We start from the raw sequence: 9197 nt of genomic DNA, 5'->3' as shown, positions 1-9197 counted from the left end.
CTGTATTTAATGTAACGTTGCGAATATATACCAATTTTTTGGTTGGATAGTACCGACTGATAGATAAAATAAAGATTTCACAGGACTGTTCGATTATGATTGTTTTAAGACCGCGCGATGAAGGCTTATCAACCCACATGAGGACCGCATTAGGATACGAGATAAACTGAAACACATGAAGCAATGATAAATTAGAAAATCAAGGGATAAGGGAGTTTGAAACAAAACCCCGGCAGCAAACTATCGGGGTTTTGGTCCAAAATTTAACTTTTTCAAATTTCCTGTGTATCTTTTCCACATCTAGCCCGAATTATTCTTGAATAATTCTGACGCTATTGAAAAACCTGGTTTTTTGCTTCGATTAATTTCGCAAAAAACCGGTTTTTCTAATGCGGGGTTGCCTTGCTCCGCTGAAGTTTCGCGAAGGCGAGCCTGCATCCATCCCGCAAACCATACCGCATTCAAAAACGTACGTAGTGAAGTTTTTGAATAATGCAGGCTAGAATTGCTTTGCACCTCTGCAAATTTTCTGGAATGGAAAGTTTCTACCGGAGTCTGGCTTTTGTAGGCTCCGGTTTTTTTGTGGCCAAAGTTCTAGCCATTGTTCTTTCTGGGTTAATTAGTTATTTTTTATGTTTCGAAGGAATGGAACGAGGTCTCTCAGGAATAGTATCACAGCGTTGGGTGATTTTTGCGTAGTTAAATTCTCTAATATTAAGCTTTCGAGCTCTATGGGAGGCTGATCTATGAGGAAGTTCAAATTCGTTTTCTTTGAATCTCTTTTTTCTATCCACCCAAAGTTCAAAGTCTTTAGCATTAAGGTAATCACCTTTGTCGAGCGTAGAATTTTTGTTTATCCTTGGTTCTTTAGGATTTAATTCTTTTGTAATTTCAGCTGTTCCATTTTGGGTGCATTTATAAAACATCATTCTTTCACCACTTTTAGCATGCTCTTTTATATATCCTTTACTAAATTTCCTTGAGATCACTTCAGATGCTTGACATTCGATACTGTCACCTTTTTGATTCAATTCCATACTAATTATTCGTTTTCAATAATATTGTTTTCCAAATTTTCTGGCTCAATTGAAAATATTTCAGAAGCTTCTTCTATAGAAAATTCAAGTCCAACCTTCTTCATAATACCTCTAATTATCTCAATATCATTTGGATCATCTAAATAGCCTTCACTAACTACATATTTTTCAGGATGATTATCTATTTCTTCATCGTACTCTTCTTCTGTTATTTGTCCTTCTTCAAGATGCAAAGCTAATTCATAGAAATTATTTTGAATTTTTAAATTTTTAATAGCCCGGAGAAAATATTTCTCTTTTTTCTGTGGTATTGAGAGAATTCCACCAATTTCCTTTATTGTTGGGTTAATTTTGATGGGCTCATTAAGTTGGTCGGTATCGACCGTGATAGAAACTCTATTTTCTAAACCCGAGCCTTCTGATTCGCTGCCTATGAAGTCTTCTGGGTTTGTATAACCAAATGTAAAGTATAAATCATTCATTTTCAATTATTTTTTGTGTTTCTTGAAACTTTTCTATAACAACATAATCAGTAAAGGTAAATCCTTCAGGGTGATGCTTAGTAGTATAATGAAAATTAAAATTAACATTATATCCATCGTCTTGGATATCTGCAATTATATTCAATTGGTAACGATCAAAATTCTTTGAAAATTTAATTTGATTTGCAGTAAATTCATTATAGTTACATTTCAATGAATTTAATTTTTGTATAATAGAATTTGTCTCTTCTTCACCAAAATTGTACCTTATATTAAAACCAATGGCTCTAATCGGGGTATGTGGTAATAAAGCTAAAATTTTATTTAAAAGTTCTCCACTATACTCTTTGGTCTCTTTAGAAATATTTTCTAATTTAATCTCTAATACTGAGTCTCTCGGTAACAAAGTAACACCTTCATTCGTATATCCAATTTCCATCTCGTTAGGATTAAAGAATGCCTGTATCTTATCAGTTTCCAATTCAAATACATTATTTCCTACCCATTCTGGGGTGAATACTTTTTTATTCCAATTTCCCAAGCAAAGAATATTTATAGAATATGCTTCTTTCATTTTTGTTTTTATTCAAAATTATAAATTTATAAAACATTTCTTGAACTTCAAGACAAATTTTTACGGTTATTGGTTTAAGAAGTTACTTGATTCATGTTTTAAATTTGATTTCCAGGGTATTAATTGTATATTTCTTATTAAATTTACAGAGGTTTTGTATAGGGTTCAGTTAATTAAGTGCTTAATGCCCTTTTAATTAGGCGAAGTTGGTTACGATCTTTTTCCGGGGAATCTCGAGATTATTGGTTTTTATTGCGGAAAAGATCCGTTGTTGGCTTTCTTTGACGGCATTGTCGGGTAAGCCTACCAGATGAAAGTTGATGCCCTTGAATTCGTTCACCTCTATGGTTACTGTGGTGGCATCAATTCCCTGGACTGCGCTACCATAAGTTTTGACCAGCATTTTTAGGTGTTTTGAGGATGTAAGATAAAAAATGGCACTGGACTTAAAATTTCTCTATATTTGTTTCTGTCGAATCATTAAAAAACCACAACCATGCAAAGAACCATACCTTTCACCCTTTATGCCTTGTTTCTGCTGTTATTGACAATAACCGGCAGTTTTGCCCAGGATTCCCGTTCCGTATTATCGGATTCTCCTGAGTCCAACGATGTGATCCATTTATTCAACGGTACCGATTTAAACGGCTGGTACACTTTTCTGGAAGACCGCGGACGCAATAACGATCCGAAGGATGTATTTACCGTGCAGGATGGAATGATACGGATTTCAGGGGAAGAGTGGGGCTGCATCACCACAAACAAAGAATACGAGGATTACCATATCGTTGTGGAATATAAATGGGGCACATTGACATACCCTCCCCGTAAAAACAAAGCCCGCGACTGCGGTTTGCTGCTGCATTCCCAGGGTGAAGACGGCAGCTCAGGCGGAAGATGGATTTATTCCATCGAATGCCAGATGATTGAAGGAGGAACCGGCGATATTATCGTTGTCGGTGACGGAAGCGACCGGTTCAGTGTTACCGCCCCGGTAGCCCCTGAAAAACAAGGGAACTCATATGTATATCAGCCGGGCGGACAAAAGGTGACCATCAACTCGGGCCGCATCAACTGGATCAGACGCGACCCGAACTGGAAAGACACACTTGGCTTCAGAGGCAAAAAGGATGTGGAGAATCCCGTTGGAGAGTGGAACACTTTGGAGTGCATCGCCGATGGCGATCAGTTGACGATTCTTTTGAATGGCCAGGTGGTCAATAAGGCAACAAAGTTGAAGCCCCGGAAAGGAAAAATACAGATTCAATCGGAAAGCGCAGAAGTTTTTATCCGGCGGGTTGATTTAATGTCCGTGCAGAAATAGTAGAGACGGGCCGTGCGTCTCTACTGTGGGATTAACCTGAGGGATAACATTATTGAGCTTTTATCTTTTCGCAGAGAATGGACTCTTGAGTATGTAGGTGCCTTTATTCTTCGCCTTAAGGAGACTATGAAGCAGCACCTGGTTTGGATTACCGCAGCGATCCCAGGAATGCCGCGGGAATTATCCGGGATAAATAAATGATTCGTTGTCCTTCCTTCCACCCTTCCCTTCAATCAATACACGTTTAAATTGATTTTTTCGTTGGCAAAATTTAAGGCAACTGTGTTTGTTATTTTGACAGATCATCGGTTTTGACCGTCTGTTCGTTTGTCAAAGGATGGTTTATTTTATATATTAGTGGCATGAACAATCATTATACCATGAAACATTTATTATCTTATGTAGCCTGTTTGTTGCTCCTTATGCTGACCTGGCAGTCTTCAGGCCAGGTAAATGAAGGAGAGCAGGAAGCCGCCGACCGACAGCCGGTTTTTGCAGGAAAGTTTTACCCCAAAGCTGAAGGGGAGCTTAAAAACACGTTAAAAGATTTTTTTGCTCAGGCCAAGAAGAAGGAGCCGGGAGCCGGTGTGGCTGCTTTGATAGCTCCGCATGCGGGATATCCATACTCCGGACAGGTCGCTGCCTCTGCATACAATCAGCTTGATCCGGAACACCGGTTCGACAACATCTTCATCATTGCTCCCAGCCATCGGGCGAGCTTCGGAGGAGCTTCCATATATCACAAAGGGGATTATATTACGCCCCTGGGAAATGTGGATGTCAACCGTAAACTTGCTTACAGGCTGATAGAGGAGCATGACGTTTTTGTGTTTAATGAATCTGCTCATAGCAAGGAACACAGCCTGGAGGTGCAATTGCCCTTTTTGCAGTATCATCTGAAAAAAGATTTTCAGATTGTACCGATCGTCACCGGCTCACAGGATCAGGCGACCATGAAGGCTATGGCTGGGGCACTGGAGCCTTATTTTAATGAGAACAATCTTTTTGTGGTTAGCACCGACTTTTCGCATTATCCGGAATACAACGATGCAGTTGCTGTAGATAAAGCGAGTGCCGGTGCCATTGTGAAAAATTCACCCGATGAGCTGGTCCGGATACTCAGGTCCAATGCAGAGAAAGATGTTTCAAATCTGGCAACCAGTATGTGCGGATGGCCGGGGGTGTATGCTCTGTTGAACATTACCGGTGACCGGAATGACTTGCGGGTGAATAAAATACAGTATCGGAATTCCGGAGATGCGACCGGTCGCAAAGACCGGGTGGTCGGTTACTGGGCAATATCATTTTGTAGCGTAAATAATAAAAATCAAAATACTATGGAATTTCAACTGAATGAAGAGGAGAAAAAAAGTCTTCTGAAAATTGCCAGGAGAGCCCTGGAGGAATATATTCGCAATGCACAGACCCCTGAAATCGATGAAGAAGAGTTGACCGAAACACTGAAAGAGAAGACCGGTGCATTTGTCACGCTCCAAAAAGACGGTGAATTGAGAGGTTGTATTGGGAGGTTTTCAGCCGATAAACCCCTCTACGAACTTATCGGGCAGATGGCCATTACCTCGGCAACTCAGGATGTGCGCTTTTCTTCCGTCACCGAAGACGAGCTGGATGACATCACCATTGAAATCTCCGTGCTGACTCCGATGGAAAAGATCGAGTCGGCGGATGAAATAGAATTGGGTACCCATGGAGTATATATCGAGAAGGGAGGCATGTCGGGGACCCTTTTGCCCCAGGTAGCTGAGAAATTCAACTGGACAAAGGAAGAGTTTCTTGGTCATTGTGCCCGCGATAAAGCAGGAATCGGATGGGAAGGTTGGAAGGAGGCCAATGTATACAAATATAGTGCTATCGTGTTTGGTGAAGAAGAATTGAGTAGTTAAGCATCGGATACCAAGCATCAAATTACAAGCATCAAATTACAAATAATACCCAATATCAAAATTTCAATGACCAAAAACAGATTATCTGGGGTTTAGAATTTAAATTATTGGAATTTATTTGTTATCCGTCAAAATCCGGACAAGTTTTGATGTTTGTAGTTTGTAATTTAGATTGTTTTACAGGAAGTATTTACAAAACATAGTGTTTTGAATCCATTAAGAACAAAAAAACCGGTAAACAGCAATTATATCCTGATAATATTTACACTGGGTCTGCTTACCATTGCCACTCAGATCGTACTGCTCCGGGAATTTCTGAGTATTTTTTACGGAAATGAACTGGTTATCGGAATGATTCTTACCAACTGGATGTTGTTGACCGGCTTGGGTGCATATATTGGCAGGATATCTGAAAAGTACATTCGCCATCTGGTATCTTCGCTTTATTTTCTTGTAGTATTGGCCATTTTACCCCTGCTGCTTGTTTTTTTGATGTTTTATCTCAGGGATATCGTTTTTATACCCGGCACAATGGTGGACCTGTTTCGGATATTCCTGAGCTCTTTCTTACTGTTGCTTCCCTTTTGTGTGCTGTCCGGATTCAACTTCACACTGGTGAGTTATATTGTTTCCCGGGATTATGACAAAAATCTTATAAGCAAAGCCTATTCATGGGAGTCCACCGGCAGCATTGCCGGGGGGATACTGTTTAACCTGGTACTGATTTGGTTTCTGGAGACCTTTGAATCCCTCATATTGCTTGCTGTGGTTGTTTTTGGGATACTGCTTTACGTTTCTTTTCGGTGGAAGTATAAGGTGTTGATGTATATTTTACCGGTACTGATGGCCGGTATGGTTGTTTTGAATTTTTCGGTGAATCTGGACCGCCTTACACGGAGTTTCCTGTTTAGTGATCAGCAGATCGAATATTTCAAATCCACACCCTATGGCAATATTGCTGTTACTGAAGACAGCGGCCAGCTCAATTTTTATGAGAACAACCTGCTTTTGTTTACTTCCGATCAACCTACGCAGAATGAAGAAACGGTGCATTATACCATGCTTCAGCATAAAAATCCGGCAAAGGTGCTTTTGTTGTCGGGAGGTACACCCGGCGTGATCAGGGAGCTTTTGAAATACCCGGTCAGCCGGATTGATTATGTGGAGATAAACCCCTGGCTGATCCGGTCTGTGGCGAACTACTCGGAGATTTACGATACTTCAGCGGTAAATGTGATCAATAAGGATGCAAGGCTTTACCTGAAAAAGGCCGGTGAAAATTATGATGTAGCCCTTATTAATCTGCCCGAACCATCCACGGTGCAGATGAACCGGTTTTATACCCGACAATTCTATGAGCAACTGAAAGATAACCTGAGCAAAGATGCCGTTATCGGCTTTAGTGTTTCGGGCTCCTCTAACTACCTGAGTGAAGAATCCAGACAATTGTACGCTTCCTTACATAATACATTAACCGTCGTTTTTGAACATTTGATCGTCATTCCGGGAAACAAGAATTATTTCATTGCCTCGGATGCCCCGCTTACTTATCAGATAACAGAAGCTGTTGAAGAGCGGGGATTGAAGACGGAGTATGTCAATAAGTATTATATTCAGGATGATTTGTTGAAACAACGGGCAGAGAAGATATTGAACACCCTTTCCTCGGAGATAGATATCAACAGGGATTTTAGACCGGTCACTTATTTGTTGGATCTTAAACAGTGGGTGAGCCATTTCAATTTTAACTATTGGGTACCCCTGATCCTTGCCGGTCTTTTGGCACTATATTTCATCATTCATCTGCATCCGGTTAACCTGGGAATGTTTTCCGCCGGTTTTGCGGGAGCCTCTATAGAAGTTTTACTGCTGGTGACTTTCCAGATATTATACGGATACGTGTATAATTTAGTGGGCATCATTGTAACGGTTTTTATGGCCGGTTTGGCATTCGGTACGTTCTACAGGGAAAGGATCATCCGGAAAACCTCCGTGCGGAATTTCTACCGGATACAACTGGTTCTGGGTTGTTTTGCCGTGTTGCTGCCTTTGATATTCATTCTGTTAAAAAATGTGGCTGTACCCTCTGTCCTGATACATGCCATTTTTATTGTACTCATGTTTGTGACCTCCGCTTTGGTGGGGATGGTGTTTTCCCTGGCTTCACAACTCAGGCTCAAAAAGCTTGTAACGATTGCTTCCGATATATATAGTGTGGATCTTTTGGGAGCCGGTATTGGTTCGTTCCTGGCAACAGTTTATCTGATACCGGTATTGGGAATTCTTAATGTGTGCCTTGTGATTGGCGGACTGAGCCTGCTCAGTGGCTTGATGACCGTAGTAAGATTGAGGAAATAAGAAAAACATTAAATTACAAATAATATTTTTATCTACAGGAGATTATATATTGTTTTTTTGTCATGTTTGTTAGGATTTTAATAATCCTTCGGTGTTTTAACCGTTATAAATGAAAAAATCATCATTATGTCGAATAAAATATCCAAAAGGGAATTCATCAAATACAGCATTCTTGGAGGTGGCGCCTTTCTGGGGCTTTCCGGTTTGAGAATGCCAGTAGCGCCCTATACTGAATCGGAGAACGCATCCAGAGCAGAAGTGTGGAAATGGAGCAAGGAAGCGGAATATTACGTTCCCACTCCGAGGGGTACGAAATGTCAGTTGTGTCCCAATGAATGTACCGTAAAAGAAGGTGAAGTTGGTGATTGCCGTACCAGGGTCAACGAAGACGGGAAGCTTTATTCCATTGTATACGGAAACCCTTGTTCTGTCCATGTAGATCCGATAGAAAAGAAGCCCCTTTATCATTTTTTGCCTGAGAGCAGGGCTTTTTCAGTGGCCACTGCCGGATGCAATCTGGCCTGTTTAAATTGTCAGAACTGGCAAATCTCTCAAAAAAGCCCTAAAGAAACACGAAATTATGATTTGATGCCTGGTAAGCTTGTCTCACAGGCACAGCAGAACAACTGCGACTCCATTGCCTATACCTATTCCGAGCCCATAATTTTTTACGAGTATATGTATGATTCTGCCAAAATGGCTAAAGACAAGGGAATACGGAATGTGATGATCACCGCCGGTTATATCAATGAGCGGCCTCTGCGCAACCTCTGTAAGTATATTGATGCAGCCAATGTGGACCTGAAGAGTTTCAGTAATGATATCTACATGCGGTTGAATGCCGGGGAACTGGAGCCGGTTCTAAATACCCTGAAAATTATGAAAGAAGAGGGCGTTTGGGTGGAGATCACCAACCTGATAGTTCCGGAGTGGACCGATGACCTGGATATGATCCGGGAGATGTGCGGCTGGCTTTATGATAACGGCTTTAAGGATTCACCCCTGCATTTCAGCCGGTTTACGCCCATGCATAAATTAAAACACCTCTCTTCCACACCTGTGGAAGTACTTAATAATGCCAGAAAAATCGGTATGGAGGAGGGATTGAACTATGTATATATCGGCAATGTTCCCGGCTCAGAAGGAGAAAGTACTTTTTGTCCCGGATGTGGTGAAAAAATCCTCGGCCGGCGTGGATTTCATATAACGGAAAATCATGTTGAAGATGGAAAGTGTGACCATTGCGGTCATGCCATTGCCGGGATATGGGAGAAGTAGTGAGTTTTGAGTAATGAGTAGTGAGTGGGAGTTGTGTTTGGTTTAGCATGTGTAGAGCCACGCCGTGGCGTGGGTGAATTAGCGGCACGAAAGAACGATGACACGGGAAGACGAGAAGATAAGGTGAAAAGTTTGAAGGTTTGATTGCCTGCCCGACAGCAGGCGGGCCTGTCCGCCGACAGACGGGTTTGACAGGAGTTTGATGAGACTGGAAATTTGTGTAGAGACATGCCGTCTTCC

Annotated in this window: 8 protein-coding genes; 4 read left to right on the top strand and 4 right to left on the bottom strand. The window is 41.3% G+C overall.

Annotated elements, in window-relative coordinates; all coding sequences use genetic code 11:
• Nucleotides 1-623: 623 nt before the first annotated feature.
• The 4 genes from KGY70_12675 to KGY70_12660 all read right to left on the bottom strand — a co-directional run bounded on the left by KGY70_12675 (nucleotide 624) and on the right by KGY70_12660 (nucleotide 2496).
• Nucleotides 624-1037 (bottom strand): hypothetical protein, encoded by a 414-nt coding sequence (locus KGY70_12675; protein ID MBS3776039.1) that lies wholly within the window; start codon nucleotides 1035-1037, stop codon nucleotides 624-626.
• 5 nt (nucleotides 1038-1042) lie between these two features.
• The gene (locus KGY70_12670) at nucleotides 1043-1519 is read right to left on the bottom strand and encodes a hypothetical protein (GenBank protein MBS3776038.1); all 477 of its coding nucleotides are present in this window, start codon (nucleotides 1517-1519) and stop codon (nucleotides 1043-1045) included.
• A complete protein-coding gene (locus KGY70_12665; protein MBS3776037.1) occupies nucleotides 1512-2093 on the bottom strand; it encodes a hypothetical protein in 582 nt (193 codons plus the stop codon). The genes KGY70_12670 and KGY70_12665 overlap by 8 nt, the downstream gene beginning before the upstream one ends.
• A 196-nt stretch (nucleotides 2094-2289) precedes the next feature.
• Nucleotides 2290-2496, bottom strand: coding sequence for a hypothetical protein (locus KGY70_12660; GenBank protein ID MBS3776036.1), 207 nt, complete (start codon nucleotides 2494-2496; stop codon nucleotides 2290-2292).
• A gap of 93 nt (nucleotides 2497-2589) precedes the next feature.
• On the opposite strand from KGY70_12660, the gene KGY70_12655 reads away from it, so the two are divergent.
• The 4 genes from KGY70_12655 (at nucleotide 2590) to amrS (ending at nucleotide 8957) form a co-directional block, all read left to right on the top strand.
• Nucleotides 2590-3417, top strand: a complete 828-nt coding sequence (locus KGY70_12655; protein ID MBS3776035.1) for a DUF1080 domain-containing protein — start codon at nucleotides 2590-2592, stop codon at nucleotides 3415-3417.
• A gap of 380 nt (nucleotides 3418-3797) precedes the next feature.
• Nucleotides 3798-5321, top strand: coding sequence for an AmmeMemoRadiSam system protein B (gene amrB, locus KGY70_12650; GenBank protein ID MBS3776034.1), 1524 nt, complete (start codon nucleotides 3798-3800; stop codon nucleotides 5319-5321).
• A 207-nt stretch (nucleotides 5322-5528) separates the two neighbouring features.
• A complete protein-coding gene (locus tag KGY70_12645; GenBank protein MBS3776033.1) occupies nucleotides 5529-7679 on the top strand; it encodes a fused MFS/spermidine synthase in 2151 nt (716 codons plus the stop codon).
• 126 nt (nucleotides 7680-7805) lie between these two features.
• Nucleotides 7806-8957 carry an AmmeMemoRadiSam system radical SAM enzyme gene (gene amrS, locus KGY70_12640; protein MBS3776032.1) on the top strand — a complete coding sequence of 384 codons (1152 nt, stop codon included), beginning with the start codon at nucleotides 7806-7808 and terminating at the stop codon, nucleotides 8955-8957.
• Nucleotides 8958-9197 lie beyond the last annotated feature (240 nt).

The sequence above is a fragment of the Bacteroidales bacterium genome (assembly GCA_018334875.1).
Taxonomy (GTDB): Bacteria; Bacteroidota; Bacteroidia; order Bacteroidales; family UBA12077; genus JAGXLC01.
The sequence above is the reverse complement of the archived record's forward strand: the minus strand, read 5'-3'. Positions and strand labels throughout refer to the sequence as shown.

Excerpts from the sequence above, each read along its gene's own strand:
- KGY70_12675 (MBS3776039.1), bottom strand. The coding sequence starts at position 1,037 with ATGGAATTGAATCAAAAAGGTGACAGTATCGAATGTCAAGCATCTGAA.
- KGY70_12670 (MBS3776038.1), bottom strand. The coding sequence starts at position 1,519 with ATGAATGATTTATACTTTACATTTGGTTATACAAACCCAGAAGACTTC.
- KGY70_12665 (MBS3776037.1), bottom strand. The coding sequence starts at position 2,093 with ATGAAAGAAGCATATTCTATAAATATTCTTTGCTTGGGAAATTGGAAT.
- KGY70_12660 (MBS3776036.1), bottom strand. The coding sequence starts at position 2,496 with ATGCTGGTCAAAACTTATGGTAGCGCAGTCCAGGGAATTGATGCCACC.
- KGY70_12655 (MBS3776035.1), top strand. The coding sequence starts at position 2,590 with ATGCAAAGAACCATACCTTTCACCCTTTATGCCTTGTTTCTGCTGTTA.
- amrB (MBS3776034.1), top strand. The coding sequence starts at position 3,798 with ATGAAACATTTATTATCTTATGTAGCCTGTTTGTTGCTCCTTATGCTG.
- amrS (MBS3776032.1), top strand. The coding sequence starts at position 7,806 with ATGTCGAATAAAATATCCAAAAGGGAATTCATCAAATACAGCATTCTT.